This window comes from Azospirillum sp. SYSU D00513, from assembly GCF_017356015.1.
Taxonomy (GTDB): domain Bacteria; phylum Pseudomonadota; class Alphaproteobacteria; order Azospirillales; family Azospirillaceae; genus Azospirillum.
Genome location: NZ_JAFIQV010000034.1, coordinates 47,528 through 64,879, shown reverse-complemented (window position 1 = coordinate 64,879; position 17,352 = coordinate 47,528). Strand labels below are relative to the sequence as shown.

Annotated in this window: 12 protein-coding genes; 9 read left to right on the top strand and 3 right to left on the bottom strand. The window is 62.0% G+C overall.

The window, feature by feature from the left end:
• Positions 1-8: 8 nt before the first annotated feature.
• The 7 genes from JUB11_RS22820 (at position 9) to metK (ending at position 7,610) form a co-directional block, all read left to right on the top strand.
• On the top strand, positions 9-587 hold the full coding sequence (locus tag JUB11_RS22820) for a hypothetical protein (RefSeq protein ID WP_207461085.1): 579 nt from the start codon (positions 9-11) through the stop codon (positions 585-587).
• Position 588: 1 nt separating this feature from the next.
• Positions 589-2,799: a glycosyltransferase gene (locus JUB11_RS22815; protein WP_207461084.1), complete on the top strand. Its 2,211-nt coding sequence runs from the start codon at positions 589-591 to the stop codon at positions 2,797-2,799.
• Positions 2,796-3,179, top strand: a complete 384-nt coding sequence (locus tag JUB11_RS22810) for a hypothetical protein (RefSeq protein ID WP_207461083.1) — start codon at positions 2,796-2,798, stop codon at positions 3,177-3,179. The genes JUB11_RS22815 and JUB11_RS22810 overlap by 4 nt, the downstream gene beginning before the upstream one ends.
• Positions 3,180-3,376: 197 nt before the next feature.
• On the top strand, positions 3,377-4,459 hold the full coding sequence (locus tag JUB11_RS22805) for an FkbM family methyltransferase (protein ID WP_207461082.1): 1,083 nt from the start codon (positions 3,377-3,379) through the stop codon (positions 4,457-4,459).
• A 284-nt stretch (positions 4,460-4,743) separates the two neighbouring features.
• Positions 4,744-5,532: a Stf0 family sulfotransferase gene (locus JUB11_RS22800; RefSeq protein WP_282189142.1), complete on the top strand. Its 789-nt coding sequence runs from the start codon at positions 4,744-4,746 to the stop codon at positions 5,530-5,532.
• 168 nt (positions 5,533-5,700) lie between these two features.
• A protein-coding gene (locus tag JUB11_RS22795) for an IS5 family transposase (RefSeq protein ID WP_207461080.1) occupies positions 5,701-6,455 on the top strand; the annotation gives its coding sequence in 2 pieces (ribosomal slippage) (positions 5,701-6,036 and positions 6,039-6,455; 753 coding nt in all).
• Positions 6,456-7,610 carry a methionine adenosyltransferase gene (gene metK, locus JUB11_RS22790; protein ID WP_207461079.1) on the top strand — a complete coding sequence of 385 codons (1,155 nt, stop codon included), beginning with the start codon at positions 6,456-6,458 and terminating at the stop codon, positions 7,608-7,610. It begins immediately after the preceding gene.
• A 214-nt stretch (positions 7,611-7,824) separates the two neighbouring features.
• On the opposite strand, the gene JUB11_RS22785 is transcribed toward metK, so the two are convergent.
• From JUB11_RS22785 to JUB11_RS22775, 3 genes are all read right to left on the bottom strand, one after another.
• Positions 7,825-8,901 carry a site-specific integrase gene (locus JUB11_RS22785; protein ID WP_207461078.1) on the bottom strand — a complete coding sequence of 359 codons (1,077 nt, stop codon included), beginning with the start codon at positions 8,899-8,901 and terminating at the stop codon, positions 7,825-7,827.
• Positions 8,902-8,981: 80 nt separating this feature from the next.
• The gene (locus JUB11_RS22780) at positions 8,982-10,010 is read right to left on the bottom strand and encodes a hypothetical protein (RefSeq protein ID WP_207461077.1); all 1,029 of its coding nucleotides are present in this window, start codon (positions 10,008-10,010) and stop codon (positions 8,982-8,984) included.
• A 385-nt stretch (positions 10,011-10,395) separates the two neighbouring features.
• Positions 10,396-13,395, bottom strand: coding sequence for a right-handed parallel beta-helix repeat-containing protein (locus tag JUB11_RS22775; protein WP_207461076.1), 3,000 nt, complete (start codon positions 13,393-13,395; stop codon positions 10,396-10,398).
• Positions 13,396-14,210: 815 nt separating this feature from the next.
• Here JUB11_RS22775 and JUB11_RS22770 point away from each other — a divergent pair.
• The gene (locus tag JUB11_RS22770) at positions 14,211-14,480 is read left to right on the top strand and encodes a hypothetical protein (RefSeq protein ID WP_207461075.1); all 270 of its coding nucleotides are present in this window, start codon (positions 14,211-14,213) and stop codon (positions 14,478-14,480) included.
• A 189-nt stretch (positions 14,481-14,669) separates the two neighbouring features.
• Entirely contained in the window at positions 14,670-17,345 is a 2,676-nt protein-coding gene (locus JUB11_RS22765) for a calcium-binding protein (protein WP_207461074.1), read from the top strand.
• The last annotated feature ends 7 nt before the right edge of the window (positions 17,346-17,352 follow it).

Sequence of the window (17,352 nt, the reverse complement as noted above, 5' to 3'; positions counted from 1 at the left end):
CAGGCGAAATGCAGCAACTGCATAAAGAAACGGCGGACCTGTTATTCATGCTCCCCACTATTAAGGGCACCAGCATTTATGCAAATTTTGACGGCCTCGACCTCACCGAAGGTGCAGCGCTGATCTGCGGCTGGGCGTTCGATAGGGCGAACCCAGACAGCACGTTGGAAATATTGATCTTTGGTGAGAAAGGGCTAATCGGCCGGGGAAAAGTAGAGCTGGCGCGACCTGATGTGAGCGAAGCTGGGGTTCCAAGGGTGGACGTCGGTTTTCGGGTTCGTTTGAAGCCGAGGGGAGACGAGAAGGAGCTGAAGATTGTTGTTCAGTCGGGCGAGCAGCAGCATCTCCTCCATGAGCTCAGGTTGACAGAAGGCCTTCCGCCGCATGGTCTCACGCGAGAGGATGTTGTTTCTGTGTTTTCTTTGCTTTTTCATCGATATCCGGAAAGCGAGGATGCAATCAATCATCAACTCTCCGTGCATAAATCTAAGGCTAGCTTGTTTGCAGCACTTTTTCGATCGCCGGAATTCCATGAGAAAAACATGGACGTGATTGCTTTGATGCATGCCAATGCTGCAGGTAAATAACATGAAAACCTCAATAATCATCAACACATACAATCGGGCGCCTCAGCTCCGCGACTGCCTACGCGCACTTCGCAACCTTGAAGGTCAGTTCGAGGTCGTCGTTGTAAACGGCCCCTCGACGGACGGGACGAGAGCAGTTTGCGAAGAATATGCTTCGGCTATTACGTACGTGGAATGCGCGGAGAGGAATCTTTCCGTTTCGCGGAACATTGGCATTGCGAACGCCGTGGGCGAGGTCGTCGCATTTATAGATGATGACGCAGTTGTTCATCCGGGGTGGCTAAAGAGAATTCTCGAAAAATACAATTCAGATGACGTTGTCGGCGTGGGTGGCTTTACCATAGACCACACCGGAAAAAGTTATCAGGCCACTGCAACGCTTTGCGATAGATTGGGTAACGCCTTTACGGTTCCGAGAGGAATCTCGCGCGAAACATTCTGCTTCCCAGGATCTCCTCTATTCCCGTCCCTTCTGGGAACCAATTCATCGTTCCGTGCATCAGCGTTAAAGGAGATTGGCGGTTTCGACGAGACATTCGCCTACTTCCTAGATGAGACGGATGTCTGCCTGAGGCTCGTCGATCAAGGCGGCCAAATTGTGTATGCTCCCGACGCGCTCGTCTACCATCGTTACGCGCCGAGCCATCTCCGCAACCTGAATAAGGTTCCGACGACACTGCATGTGCCAGCACGCAGTAAGGTGTACTTCATGTATCGCCATGGTACGCCGTTATTGGATGAGATCGCTATAACTGACGAAGTAGTTAAGTACCGCGATGGGCTCCGCCGCGACAACAAGTGGCTTCGCGACCATAGCTATCTGAGCCCGACCGCTGAAGCTCTCCTCAACCAGGACGTCGAGCTTGGCATTGAAGACGGCCGCACACTTGCCCGGCTTCCTGCCCCTACCAACCTGATGGAACGAGCCGCAGGGGTTTCCAAGAGGCCCTTTAAGAGGTTCAATGCTGAGGGCGCACAGAGGCTGCGGATAGCGCTAATCTCGCAAGGCTTTCCTCCGAACGACACTGCTGGGATTGCGCGGTGGACAGACCATGTCGCCAGTGGCTTGGCGGCACGAGGTCATCGGGTTCACGTCATCACGCGTGCCGACGCTGAGCCCACTGTCGATTATAGGGACGGAGTTTGGGTCCATAAGGTACTGCCTATAGAGGGCGGAGAACTCCGTTCAGTGACTGCGCTAATCGACATTCCAGATCACTTGACTAACTGGTCGGCTGGCGTGTACGCGGAGTTGCGCGAAATCGGTTTCTCCAACCTAGATCTCGTTTCCGCACCGATCTGGGACGTCGAAGGCCTAGTCCCGCTACTACTCTCCCCTATCCCTGTGGTGACGTCGCTGCACACCACCTACAAACTCGCTCACCCGCATAAGCCGGATTGGCACCGGCCCCTGTACGATTTCAACCATGTTCAGCGCGTCGTTAAGGCCGAACAGTTCATTTTTGAAAGGGCGCAACACTTCCTTGGAAACACGAATGCGGTCGTGAAGGAAATTCACGAGACTTATGGCGTAGACATTTCGTCGCGGACAATCGTTGTGCCTCACGGCGTCACCTCTCCGGCCAGACATGAGACGGCTAAAAAAGGCGACGGCATTACGGTCCTCTTCGTAGGGCGGCAGGAAACCCGCAAGGGGTTCGATACAGCTCTGGAAGCGGCTCTTCGTGTCTGCACGCAATTACCTGATGTCACGTTCCGCTTTATCGGCTCTCCGACGGATGACCAGAACTGCAAACGGGCGATCAGCCGATTTTTGGAGAGCGTACCGCCCGAGCTTGCGCAGCGGATTCAGCTTGAGGGTTACATACCGGACGACAAGCTTGCTGATGCGTACGCTGACTGCGACATTTTCCTGGCGCCCTCGCGTTTTGAGTCGTTCGGCCTTGTGGCGATTGAGGCCATGCGGTACGGCAAGCCGGTCGTCGCGGGCAACGTCGGCGGACTAGCGGAAGTTGTTGAGCAGATGAAGACTGGGCTGCTTGTTAACCCTAATGATCCTGGTCAGATTGCTCAAGCCATTCTCAAACTCGCCAGTGATGCTAACCTTCGCCAACACCTCGGAGATGCCGCTCAACACAGCTTCCTGTCAAAGTACACGCTGGAACAGATGGTCGAAGGCATTGAGGATGCCTACTCGGCTTTTCAAAGGGCTGCTGCTTCTACGAACGAGGCTCTGGAGAAGATCGCATGATGAGTCTAGACAGAAACGCCTTGGTTCAGGCGCTTGATACCTTCGCGGATGCAAAGCCGTCTGACGGTGAGGTAGACCTGCTTCTTCGGCATTTGGGTGGGAGCAAAGACATTTTGTGCCACGTGCTTCTGGAGACCGACTTTCTTTCCAGGTACCCGGAAGTTGCGAAGATTCTTCGGGGGCTGTCAGGTCCAGTTTCCCGCTCAGTTTTGACTTCTCCTGACAAAGCAGTGTTGAGCGCGAGAATGACGCGCACGCTGCTCCAAGAGTTGCACGACAAGCAGAAGAGATGGGCGTCTAAAGCGCAGGAGCTCACCGAGCTTGAAGCAGAAATTAGTCAGCTTAAAGTGAAAATAGGAGCACTCCGGGGTGCAAACTAAACGCGGAAGCTGTAATATGTCTGGCGAAGACGCTACGGCGCCCAAGCTCGGCCTTCCTCTTTCTGGTATCGTGTTCATGAGGACTCAATATGATTAAGTTCGCGCCGTCGGAAATGTTGGAACAGGGCTGCTGCGGGGCAAGGCTTGTAGGTGATTGGCGAGCGCTTCCTGTACCGGGTGTTCAGGGAGCAGCTCTCATGTCGGAGTCCGGTGATGCCGAGTTCCAACTGTCCTCCCCCGGCGGGACAGTACGCCTGATGTTTCTCCGTCATGACTGGAGTGGTCTGGTCGAGATTTCTTGCGCTGGCGAAGCGCAGGTAATCGACTTGTATGCAGACGAGCAGGACATCAACTTTGCCTACGAGATGGCTGCGCCTGCTGGCGCAGTCTGCACCATAAGAGTCCTCGGCAAGAGATCGCGGCAATCGTCCGGGCACCAAGTGTGGCTGCTCGGAGTTATGCTTGATGAATTGCCGAAAGAACTGGGGCGGTCCAGGACTCTTAGCGAAACGGTACGAGTGATTTCTGGTGATTGGGGAAAGTTCCTTGTCCTCAAAACGGATATGGATATTCCCAATGCCATAGAGCGCGAAGGTTCTTGGGCCCCTCACGATATAGAAGTCTTTAAGACTCACATTGGCGCCGGCGACTTTGTTCTGGATATTGGGGCAAACTTTGGTCACCATAGCGTTGTATTTTCAAAGATTGTTGGGCCAAACGGCTTGGTCGTAAGCGTAGAGGCGCAAAGGGTCATGTATCAGTTACTCGGCGCAAACTGTGTTCTAAATGGATGCTGGAATATTCGCCCGATACACATGGCTGCTAGTGATAAGGCCGGCGAGCTTACCTTATTCCCAATAAGCTATACCGGGGATGCGAACTTCGGCAGCCTGGGAGTTAACCTACATCCTGAACGATATAATGCCGAGAACGCCGCGGAAAGTGTTCCTGCGGTGACAATGGATGACTACTTAAGTGAGCATCATCCGGGCCGTCAAGTCAAGTTTATTAAAATTGACGTGCAAACCTTTGAGCTTTTTGTGCTTAGAGGACTAGCACGGACAATAGCCAGTCACCGCCCTTCATTGTTCTTTGAGGTTTCTCCGAAGTGGATGCATGCAACTGGGTATGACTATCGCGATATCTATAGCTTTTTTCGCGACCTTAAATATAGTTTCAAGCATTTTCGCGAGCTTCCCTTCGGTTCGGATGGCATTCCTGAGATTCCGTTCGACGATGATATTGAATGGGATGTCTTGGCATTGCCCGAGCCTGTATGATGCTAGTACTAGTGCGCGGACACATTCAGGAAAGCCAAGTGTTAGCCCAGGCATATCAATGCCCTGAAGGCAATCCATGCGCCTCTGTTGCCTGTGTCTGTGCACTAATGTACTGCATGTCTCTTAGGAGCTGCACGAAAATAACCGCTCCATTCGCCTCAGTTACACAGGCTGTTGCGCGACTGGTCTTCTAATGTGATCGATTTGGTACATTGTAATAAGCGAAGAATGGAGGCTGCGGCCTCTAATTCGATGTGAGCCGTGAAGAAGGGGCGAGTGGTCCAATGGATTCCTGTAAATGCTTTGTAGTTCTTTTTACGCCACGCTCTGGAAGCAGCATGATCGCCGGAGATCTTGCTGCCAACAACTGCGGCATGGGAGTCGAATTATTCCATAAGATAGATGGGTCTTTTCATCCTGAAGACCTTAGCCTTCTCAAGGCGAGCGTGCCATACTCCGATATATCTACTGTTATCAAGCTATATAAAAAGGAGGGAATTTTTGGATTTAAGATGAATTATGTTCAGCTTGTGGCGTTTATTGATTATTTTTCTAGTACTGGCGCTTTGGGGAATGTTGGCGCGAACGAAATCCGTGACGTGTTCACGCGAACGTTCCCTAATCTTAGGATTATACTAGTTCGCCGCGCCGATGCTTTGGCGCAAGCCATCTCTTTGCTTAAGGCCAAAATAACAGGACAGTGGGACTCAGTTGCACAGTCTGCAGATGCGCAGTCGGATTCACCGTCGCAGTGGCTTAGAGATGCCATTATCACCCACCTTGCGGAAGTGCAAAGAGAGCAATTGTTTTTGGAAAGGGCTGTGTCAGCTCTCGGACTTCCTACAACGGTGGTTACATACGAAGATTATGTAGAAGCGCGACAAGAGATGCTGCGGAACCTCATTGAGTTCGTCCATTCCGATAATGCCGGCTCAATACTGTCCTCTGAAAAGAGGATGAATGTTCTTTTAGATGAAAGGTTTTCGAGACAAAGGACTGAGCAGAATGAGAATTGGGAGCGCCTCATATCTAAGTTTATGATGTCACGTTCTTATCTGGATTATATGTCGTGAAATGATTGCAAAACATTGCAGCTCGATTTGTGAATGAAACAAGAACGCATCTGAGGTTACTTTGGTCAAGCAGAACTACGTCTTCACCTAGGGTCAAAACCCAATCAGAGACTTGATTCGTCTGGAGAAACGTGATTCCAAAGCGCTATGGAGGCTTTGGAGGTTCCCATGCGCGAGATTTTCTGGCTGGACGATCAGGCCTGGGAAGCCATCCGGCCGCACCTTCCGTCCAACCAGCCCGGCGCCCGCCGGGTGGACGACCGCCGGATCATCAGCGGCATCATCCATGTGCTGAAAAGCGGCTGCCGCTGGAAGGACTGCCCTCCGGAATACGGTCCGCCGACGACGGTCTACAACCGCTTCAACCGTTGGTCGGGCCGTGGCCACTGGCGAAAGATCCTCGCCGCGCTGGCGGCGGGCCAGTGGATCACCACCGCGGTGGCCATGGACGCCAGCTCCGTGAAGGCGCACCGGTGCGCCCACGGCGGAAAAGGGGGGCGAAGCGGCAGGCGATCGGGCTCTCCCGAGGCGGTCGGACGACGAAAATCCACGCTCTCAGCGACACGCTCGGCCGCCCGATCACCTTCAAGGTGACGGCGGGCAACGTCTCGGACATCACCATGGCCGATGCCCTGCTGGCCGAGGTGGAGACCTGCCGGTACGTTCTGGCGGACAAAGGGTATGACTCAGATCGGCTGCGACGCGCGATCCGCGACAAGGGCGCCAGGCCGGTCATCCCAGGCCGCAAATCACGCAAGCACAAGATCCGTTTCGACAAGACGCGCTACAAATCTCGATGGATGGTGGAGGCCGTGTTCTGTCGGCTCAAGGATTTCCGCCGCATTGCCACGCGCTATGACAAACTCGCCAGAAACTATGTGTCAGCTATAACCATTGCAACCATCGTAGCGTACTGGCTCTGATTGAGTCTGGAGCCTAGCGAGTCGGTGTCCGAGGGCCATCCGGACAAGGTCAGTGATCGGATCTCCGACGCCATCGTCGACCTCTACCTGTCGCACGACCCGTACGCCCGCGTGGCGGTCGAGACGCTGTGCACCACCAACCAAGTTGTCCTGGCCGGTGAGGTGCGCGGCCCCGAGACCATCACGCCCGACATGCTGGTTCAGGTCGCGCGCCGCGCCGTAAAGGATATCGGCTATGAGCAGGACGGCTTCCACTGGAAGAACATGGACGTGAAGTGCTTCGTTCACTCCCAGTCGGCCGACATCGCCGTCGGCGTGGACGCCACCGGCAACAAGGACGAGGGTGCCGGCGACCAGGGCATCATGTTCGGCTACGCCTGTCGCGAGACGCCAGCCCTGATGCCGGCCCCGATCCACTACAGCCACGCCATCCTGCGGTCGCTAGCCGAGGCGCGCCACTCCGGTGCGGCTCCCTGGCTCGGCCCCGACGCCAAGAGCCAGGTGACCCTCCAGTACGAGAACAGCAAGCCGGTCCGCGCCACCGCCGTGGTGGTCTCCACCCAGCACGCCGAGGGCGTGTCGCAGGAGGAGGTGCGCGAGCTGGTGCGCCCGCACATCCTGAAGATCCTGCCCGAGGGCTGGATGTGCGGCGAGGACAGCTTCTACGTCAACCCGACCGGCCGCTTCGTCATCGGCGGCCCGGACGGGGACGCCGGCCTGACCGGGCGCAAGATCATCGTGGACACCTACGGCGGGGCGGCCCCGCACGGCGGCGGCGCCTTCTCGGGCAAGGACCCGACCAAGGTGGACCGTTCGGCCGCCTACGCCGCGCGCTACCTCGCCAAGAACGTGGTGGCCGCGGGCTTGGCCGACCGCTGCACCATCCAGGTTTCCTACGCCATCGGCGTGTCCAAGCCGCTGTCGGTCTATGTGGACACCTACGGCACCGGCACGGTGTACGAGGACCGTCTGTCGGTCGTCCTCCAGCAGCTGGTCGATCTTAGCCCGCGCGGCATCCGCACGCATCTCGGGCTGAACCGGCCGATCTACGCCCGCACCGCCGCCTATGGCCATTTCGGCCGCGAGCCGGACGCCGACGGCGGTTTCTCCTGGGAGCGCACCGATCTGGTGGACCAGCTGCGCGCCGCCTTCTGAGCCTTTTCGGGGCGGCATCGGGAGAACTAAAAAAGCAACCGAGCAAGACCCGGCAGCCGAAGCTGTCGGGCCTCTGCTTTATCCGCAAACTCGTGCAGGGCTCAATCTCTTCATACCGCCGAGCGGATGAAGTGACACACCCCTTGTTAACCGCCAGAGTACGCGTGCCCGAAGGCCCTCTTCGAGAGTGTGTCAGGACAAACGCTCGCCGGTATCAGTTCTCCGGAGGCTCCGAGAACTCCGGAAGCGCCTCGTTGGCAGCCTCTAGCAGGCGCTGCGGGGCGAGGTGGGCGTAGCGCATGGTCATGGACATCTGGCTGTGCCCGAGCAGCTGGCTGACCTCGTAGAGGGTCCGGCCCTTGGACACGAGGGTGCTGGCGAAGGTGTGGCGGAGATCATGAAGGCGGAGGTCGTCCGGCAGGCCGACTCGTTTCTTGACGCTCAGCCACGCGTTGCGCAGGCAACCGATGTGCTTCTTACGGCTCTGGCCGGGGAACACCCAGGGGCAGCCGGGCGGGCGGGGCTGCCGCACCAGAATGCGAACCGCCATGTCCGAGAGCGGAATGTGCCGGCGCCTGCCGCTCTTTGCGACCGGCACCACCCAGAGCCGCCGCTCGAAGTCGACGTGCTCCCATTTCGCCTTCATCGCCTCGCTGCGCCGGGCGCCGGTCGCGGCGAGCAGGGCGAGGAACAGGGCGCGCAGCTCCGCCTCGGTGAGGAACTTCTCCCGGTGGTGCTCGCGCCGCATCTCGGCCTTGCGGGCAGGGTTGCGGCCCTCGATGACCTCCCATTCGATTGCCAGGTTGAACACCCGCCGGACGAAGGCCGTGTAGCGGTTCACCGTCCCGTTCGCCAGGCCGTCTTTGCGCAGGCTGTCCTGGAGGGTGGCGACGTCGTGCGGCTTGATCTCGTCCATGCGCCGGTTGCCCCAGCGGGCCTTGAGGCGGACCCGGTAGAAGCTCTCGTGGTCGACGTGGGAGCGGATGCGCTCCTTCACGAAGGGCAGGTAGCTGTTCTCCATGAAGGCCGAGAACGTCGGCATGGCCTTGAGCTTGTCGCGCTCGCCGGCGGGGTCGCCACCGAGCCGAGCCTGCGCCTTGATCTCCTGCGCCTTCTTGCGGGCCTGGTCGGCCGTGATCTCGCCGAGGCGGCCGATGCGCATCTCGCGCCCCCTCCCGCGCGGGTCGCGGTAGCGGACGTAGAAGGTGATGGTGCCAATCGGCCAGACCTCGATGAAGAAGCCGCGCAGCTTGTCATCGAAGAGACGGAGCTTGTGTTCGCCCTCCGGCACGGCCGGCGAGTCTTAGAGGTCAAGGCCGCAGGGCGGCGGGAAATGTGACTTCCGCCGGGACAGGGCGCTCCAACCCGCCCCTAACCCACCATGAACCAGCCCGCCGTCACCTGGTCGGCCCTGATGCCGGCCAGCGTGATGCTGTCGCCGAGCCCGAGGTCCACCACCGCGCCGACGCCGCCGGCGGCCACTGTCCAGCTTCGGGCGCCGATCACCAGCCGGTCGCCGGCGGCGGCGTCGAAGTCCGCCACCAAGTCTGCCCCGCCGCCGGGCTGGAACAGGAAGCGGTCGGCGCCGGCCCCGCCGGTCAGCGTGTCGTTGCCCAGATCGCCGCTCAGCCAGTCGTCGCCCAGGTCGCCGGACAGCCAGTCGTCGCCGGCCCCGCCATACAGCCTGTCCTCGCCGCTGCCGCCGTACAGCGTGTCGGCGCCCGTGTTGCCGCAGAGCAGGTCCTCTCCCTGGTTCCCGAAGAGGAGGTCGGCTCCGTCCCCGCCCCGGAGCGTGTCGCCATCGGCCAGGCCGATCAGAAGGTCCTCGCCGCCGGCCCCGTCCAGCAGGTCCCGCCCGGTCCCGCCGGTCAGGCTGTCCCCTGCCGCGCCCCCGGTGAGCGCTTGGTCCGGGCCGTAGAGGAGCTGCCCGGCGGCGATGTCCCAGTCGCGCAGCCGGGCGGCGTTGCCGTAGACCGCCTTGGGATAGGCCATGACGGTCACGGTTTCATAGGTGGCGTCGGAGAAATAGCTCTGGCCCGGATGCGACAGCCCGATGGCATGGCCGCTCTCGTGCAGCGCCATGTAGAGCGCGTCGGTGCCCGCGGGATCGGCCGGCAGCCCGACGAAGCCCTGGGCGATCCGGCCGGTGTCGTCGTCGGTCCACAGCAGGGACCAGCCGATCGCCCCCGGCGGCGCGCTCAATGCCGCCAGGGTGGTGTATTCGATGTCGGCATCGCCGGTGGTGGCGGTGAAGGACAGGCCGGTCGCCCGGTCCCACTGCGCCAGGGCCTGCTCGATGACCGGGCGCCAGGCGGCGATCTCCGGCGCGATGCTGTAGGTCAGGGCCGTGCGGTCCCAGCGTATGGAGGTGCTGTAGATTATTTCCGAGTGATCGTACATGCCACTCTCCCGACCATGAAAATCCGTGCGACGAAATCACGACGCCTTGTGGTCAGGATTAGCTTGTGGTTCAGCCGATCATCTTTGATGCTTGATTAGGTGTTGTTTGGAAAGTAATCGGGTTAATGCCCGCCGCAGGACCTTCCGTTTGAATAAAGCTTGCGGATAGGGGCGGCGGACCGATGTGAGTGTCCATTTCCGATGGGCCGCGCGAAGGGGCGTAGCGCGACGATGCGGGGCTGGCGCTTCCGAGGATCCCGGCGGAAAAGGGACCTGCCCAGTCCGGGCGGGCCGGCCGGGGGCGCTCCCCCAAAAAAAGGGGAGGGGGCCTGAAAAAGGGCAAGAGGCCCGGACGGGCTGCCGGGCCTGCTCGTTGCTTTGCCCCTCAGCCTAGAATGAACCAGCCGGCCGTCACGGCCTCGCGGGCGACCCCGGCGAGAGTCACGGTGTCGTTCGCGGAAAAGACGATCACCGCCTCGCCCGCCCCGTTGGCGGCCACCGTGTAGCCCAGCCCCGGCGCAAGGGCGATGCGGTCGCCCGCCGCCGCGTCGAAATCCGTGATGGTGTCGGTGCCGCCGCCCGCCGCGAAGGCGAAGAGGTCAGCCCCGGCACCGCCGGTCAGCGTGTCGTTGCCCATGTCGCCGCTCAGCCGGTCGTTGCCGATGTCGCCGGACAGCCGGTCGTCGCCGGCCCCGCCATACAGCGTGTCGTCGTCGCGGCCACCGAACAACGTGTCGGCCCCGGCGTTGCCATACATCCGGTCGGCGCCGGCGTTGCCGACCAGCAGGTCATTGCCGATGTCGCCGGCCAGGCTGTCGTCCCCGTTGTCGCCGTTCAGCAGGTCGTCGTCGCGGCCGCCGAACAGGGCGTCGTCGCCCTGCCCGCCATACAGGCTGTCGGCCCCGGCGTTGCCGAACAGCGCGTCGTCGCCGGCGTTGCCGAACAGCCGGTCCTCGCTCGCGTCGCCGGCCAGCCAGTCGCCGCCGCCGCCGCCGCTCAGCGTGTCGGCGCCGCCGGCGGCCTGGATCCGCTGGATCCCTCCGTCGCCGGCGATCATGCCGCCGCCGCTGACCATGGCGTCGCCGAGGATGGCGGCGAAGCCGACCTGGCCCAGCTGGACCATCCGCCCCGCTGGCAGGCCGCGGGCGTCGAGCACATAGGCGGTCTGGGTCCCGGCGCTCGTGAAGGGCATGGAATCGGCGTTCGCCGTCAGGGTCACCCGCTGGATGGCGACGCTGTTCCCGGCGGGAAGGCCCGCGGCAAAGGAGCCGGCCATGGCGCCGAGGCCGGGGTCGGCGGAGCCGAGCTGGGACAGCGTCCGCTCGAGCGCCAGCCGCGCCTCCGCCGGCGAAGAGGCGACGGACATGTCCGCCGGCGGCGGAGCGGCCGGCGCCGCGCCTCCCCCGCCCCCACCGCCCGAACCGGATGGCGGCGGGGGAGGCGGAGGTGGTGGTGGAGGGGGCGGGGGTGGGGGAGGAGGCGGCGGCGATGGGGGTGCCGGCACGAGCCGGCTCTCCGCGACATAGCCGGCGCGGCCCATCATTCCCCAGGGCAGGTCACGGATGCCCATGGCGAAGGCGGGCGAGTTGGAGCCTAGGCGGAAGTCCCCCGCGGACGGATCGACGAACAGGGGATCGGCCTGGCGGTCGCCCGCCCCGTAGCGGGGCATGTTGAAGACCAGGTTGTTGGCGATGGTCGGGAAGTTGGCGGAGAGCAGCTCCCAATAATCATCCACGGGAGCGGCGGCATAGGCGATGTTGCCGGTGATGCTGTTGTTTTGCGGCGTTCCGGCCAATCCCGCGCTCGGCACCCATTCGACACGGATCAGCTCCTCCTTGTTGGAGCCCAGAATCCCGATGTTGTTGGTCACCCGGTTATTGTCGCCGCCATGGATGAAGACGCTGGCCCAGCTCGTGCCCCGGATGAAGTTGTCGGTGACCGCCACGCCGTTCACCTGGTCGTCCAGATAGATGCCGAACCCCTTGTAGTTGGTCAGCCACTGCGACTGCGGGTTCGTAGCGAGGCCCTTCACGCCGTCGATGAAGTTGCCCCGGACGACCGCCCGCGTGTCGATGTCGGAGCGGCCAAGCATCTCAATGGCAGCGGCATCGGCGATCTCCTGCCCGGTCCGGAGGATCCGGTTGTACTCGATGACGTTGCCGGTGTTGATGGTGTTCCTGTCCCAGTTCTTGATGGAGATGCCGTAGCCGGGGCTGTCCGCGATCTCGTTTTGGGAGAGGAGGTTGTCATGCACCCCATTGGCCATGATGCCGCCGACATATTTCCGGATCTCGCCGATCCCCTGGATCAGGTTGTGGCCGATCCGGTTGCCGTTCGAGCGGTCCGACAGGTCCATGCCGCTGCCGGCCAGATGCTCCATCAGGTTGCCGTCAATGACGTTGTTCGAGGAGCCGCTGAGCCGGAGCCCATTGCCGACATTGACGAAGCGGTTGCCGCCGATCCGGTTGCCACTGGAGCCCGTCATCTCCACGGCGTTGCCGTTCCAGGCGCCATCGGCGAAGGTCAGACCGAACAGGGTGACGCCCGTGGCGCCGGTCATGCGCACGAGCGTGCCCAGCCGCGGCACCGTCACCCCATCTTGGGTGAGTGCCGCGGGGTCCTCGGACTTCACGACCAGCCGCCCGTCGGACGGGCGCCAGGCGAACTCGCCCGCGTCGCGGATCAAGGCCGGGCTGTTGAGCAGGCGGTAGGTGCCGCCGGCGCCGATCACGTATTTGGCCTCACCCTTGAAGCTGATGGTGTTGGTGGCGAAATCGGCGTCTTTGACCTCCAGGATGTTGTCGGCCAGCCGGTCGTGGCTGAAGGCCTGGATCCGCATGCCGGGCACGATGTCGCCCGGCCGGACCTCCCCCGCCCGGAAGGTAAGAGCGTCCCTCCGGGTGCCCGCCTCGGTGAACTGCCAGCCGGAGGTGGCGGGCGCCGCCGGGTCCCAATCGCCCGATTGCGCGACACGCTGCCGCTTGCCGCCGATGAAGAGATCAAGGTCGGTGGGCCGGGCGAGGGCGGCGGAATAGAGCCCGTTCCCCTCCGGTTGGAAGCCCGTAACCGTTTCGCCGCCGCTGATCACCGGCGTCTCACCCGGATAGCCGAGGAACGCCACGCCGCTGTCGGCGGCCGTCAGCTCCAGCGTGCCGGTCCGACGATAGGTGCCGCCGCGCAGATAGGCCGTGTCGATGGCGCTCGCGCGCATCGCGTCGCGCGCGCGTTCCAGGCTGGCGAAGGGACCGTCGGTGCGTTCGGCGTTCGGTGCTGCCAGCCGGCCGGACCAGGCGTCGTTCCCGTCGGGAGCGACGAAGTAGGCGGGCTGACGCAGCTGTTCGACCGGCGCGGCAAAGCCGGGATACAGGATCGTGGGGCTGTTCATACCCGTTCCGTTCGGATTACCGGCGAGAGTCGCCATCAATAGAGGTAATCCTTACGATATCAGGCAGCCTTTCCTATTCGTTAAAGGACCCTTGTGACAAAGTTGAGGCATTCTTTGTGAAAGAAGTGGGCCTGCCAAGCCATTTCAAAAATGCGGAGAATGATTGCCTCCGCATCCCTTAGAAGGCGAAGGCCTTCCGGAAGCTCTCCAGAACGTAGATGACTTTTGTTCCCCCGGCTGCGGGAATCTTACAGCGCGGGTACCGCCCGGCGAAACGCCGGAAGGCGTGATCGCTTCCCCAGGCGAACCTTGGGAAGGAGGAGCGGAGGATGGTGGGGGGAGCGGGCCGGAAAAGGGATTGCCAACGACAGAGTGCGTTGCAAAGGCACGGGGCTAATACCTTCTCCCGCGCTCGTCGTTGGCAAAATCAGCTTGGCTCCAGCGCAGAATAGGGAGGCCCGCCGGTTTTGTACATTACATCTTGGTAATGTGGCTGATTTTGCTGGAAATCGTTCGCTGGCCCGACCCGAGGGCCGAAAGCAAAAGGGGAGGCCGGAGGCCCCCCTTTCAGCGTGCCGGCACAGACGGTCTGGCTCCCCGCCGTATCATCACGGGCTAAGCCTGCAACTTAAGGGTTGCCGACTCAGCCAAGCCTAGAGGTAGCATGCTCTTTCCCAGCCGTCCATTTGGCATGTAGTGACAGCCGATCGGGAGCGGGCCAGGGCTTGCTCCCATCGCCCCGGCACCTCCCCATTAAGACTCCATTGCCTTGCCCCGGAGCGAACAGGCGGCCTCTTCTTTACACAGGGCCCTCGATGCAACGGGATATTTTCCTTTTTTGGCGTTTGGCCATGCCTTTGAAAAGAAAGACTGAATCTTTCCATGCTGGCTGTTGGCCTTTTGTTCCATCGCAGGGCATGGATTTTCGAGCGATACCCCCGGAGGATGCGCCCCTAGGCGAAAGCCTTGCCCTTTCAGGAGGCGGTTCACATAAAGAAATCATCCTGAAAGGCACCTTTAAAATCCAACGTATTCACCAGCTTACCAAGTTAAGCGGTCATATGATCCGAGAGTTATTTGTGTGATTGCTGCAGACTACCCAGCTTGATAAGGAGTTAATGCGATTAACAGAATTGTTCCCGGCCATTCAAACCATCAAATACATCGGCGAAGGCAAATTCAACGCACGTCGCCGCCGCGTCGAAATCATATGAACTCCAGAATATTCTGCTGTTCGCACGGCGAAAGCAAATTCGTGCACCAAGGAGGACAGGTTGGCAAACATTCCGCTGATAGACGGGCCGCAGCACTTCGTCGGAGAAGACGGTGGGGAGGAAGCCCTCAATGATGTTGATTACATTGGGCTAGGAAACGATCCTGTGCTGGTCGATCTCGCCACCCCGGAAAACAACACGGGCTATGCCGAGGGCGACACCTACGAAAACATAAGGATTATTGCCGGCGGCGGCGGCAACGACACGCTTTATGGCGATGACAACGACAACTGGTTTCGCGGCCATGCCGGCGACGACCTCGAATATGGCATGGGCGGCAACGACACCCTTGAGGCGGCCGATGGCGCCGACACGCTTTATGGCGGCGACGGCGATGACCGCGTCAACGGCTTGGCCGACAACGACGTGCTGTATGGTGGAGATGGCGCCGACACGGTGATCGGTTTCGGCGGCGCCGACCGGATCTACGGCGAAGCCGGCAACGACACCATCTACGCCGACTGGGACGAGGATACGATTGAGGGCGGCGCCGGCGACGACGTGATCTATGCGGGCGAGATCGTCGGCACGACGGAGACCGACCTTATCCAGGGCAACGCCGGCAACGACCGCTACGTGATCACCAACCAGGCGGGCGCCGGCCGCGTCTCTTTCGACGGCGGCGAGGGCACGGACACCTTTGAGATCACTTCCACCCCGATCAATCACCCGGATACTCCCGGTGCCCGCTACACGGTCGGAACGAACATCGACATTCGCGGCATGACGCTGACCGACGTCGAGGTCCTCGAACTGACCGGTCCCCAGAGCATCACCGTCACGATGACAGCGGAGCAGCGTGCCGCTTTCGACCGGGTCATCACGCGGGAGGGCGACACCATCACCATCGCAGCGGTTGGCGACACCATGCCCGGCGGCGGTGACACGCTCCCCGGTGGTGGTGACACAGTGCCTGGCGGTGGCGGCGATACTGTGCCAGGTGGCGGCGACACGCTCCCCGGCGGTGGCGACACTGTGCCCGGTGGCAATTCGGATGCCATCACCGGTGACGCCAGGGACAACCTGCTCACCGGCACTAGCGGCAACGACACCATCATCGGCAACGGCGGCAACGACACCATGACCGGTGGTGCCGGCCGCGACACCTTCGTCCTCACGCCCGGTGCTGGCTTCGACGACATCACGGATTTTCAGGTTGGCCCCGGCGGCGACATCCTGGACCTGCGCGGCTTCGTGGATGCGCAAGGCAATCCCATCAATACCCTCGATCAGGTCAAGGCTATGGCCGGTCCGGAGCGGGGCTTCCTGATCCTGGCTCCAGACTACTCTCAGGATGTCTTCCTGGACGGCGTCGACATTGACGATCTGACGGCGGACAACGTGATTTTCGGCACTAGCACCGGTGGCGACACGCTCCCCGGCGGCGGTGATACGGTGCCTGGCGGTGGCGACACCGTGCCCGGCGGCGGCGACACGCTCCCCGGTGGTGGTGACACGGTGCCTGGCGGTGGCGACACCGTGCCCGGCGGCGGCGACACGATGCCAGGTGGCGGTGATACGGTCCCTGGTGGTGGTGACACGGTGCCTGGCGGTGGCGATACCGTTCCTGGCGGCGGTTCGGGTGGGGGCTCCGGCGGTGGGGCCGGCGGCGGCAACGACAACATCGGCGGCGGCTCGGGTGGTGGTTCGAGCGGCGGGTCCGGTGGCGGCAGCGACAACATCGGCAGTGGTTCAGGTGGCGGCGACACGCCCACCACACCGGACGCGGGCAGCGCGCTCGATCAGGCGCTCGCCGGGCTCGGCGTCGCCGACGGCGGCATCTCGGCCATGTTCGGCGCCTACGCCGCCGGCCTGCCCGCCGGCAGCAGCGTCACCGTCCACACCCTCACCCCGGCCGACGGCTCCCAGCCCTTCACCGGCGCCGGGCCACAGGACGCCTATATCCTCGACGCCCGCGGCCGGACGATGGACCGCCCGGTCCAACTGGGCCAGGTCGGCTTCGCTGCGGTGCTGGGGGACGCCATGGTCGGCGGCGGCGGCATGATCGCCGGCGATGGGGGCGCTCAATTCATCCAAGCCAACGCCGGCGCCGACACCTTGAGCGGCGGCGACGGGGCCGACACGCTGGCCGGCAGCGGCAGTGCGGACTTGGTCTTCGGCAACGTCGGCAGCGACATGCTGTTCGGCAACACCGGGGCCGACAGCCTGTACGGCGGCCGAGGCGATGACATGCTGTTCGGCGGCCGTGACGACGACCTGCTGAACGGCGACATCGGGGCCGACACGCTGGCCGGCGACATCGGCAACGACCTGCTGGTCGGCAACGTCGGCACCGACCTGATGTTCGGCAACGCCGGGGCCGACACGCTGTTCGGCGGGCGCGACGACGACACGCTGTTCGGCGGCCAAGGTGACGACTGGCTCTCGGGCGACCTCGGCAACGACCGGCTGAGCGGGGACCTGGGCAACGACACGCTGACTGGCGGTGCCGGGGCCGACCTCTTCGCCTTCGCGGCGGGCGGCGGCACCGACATCATCACGGACTTCGACGGAGCGGCGGGCGACCGCATCACCTTCGCGGCAGGCACAGCCTACACGGTCACAGCCAACGGGGCGGGCGAGGCGGTGATCAGCTTCTCCACAAACGACACCGTCACCCTGACCGGGGTCCGGCGCGACCAGTTCTCCAACGACTGGATCGTTTTCGGCGGGTAACATCGCC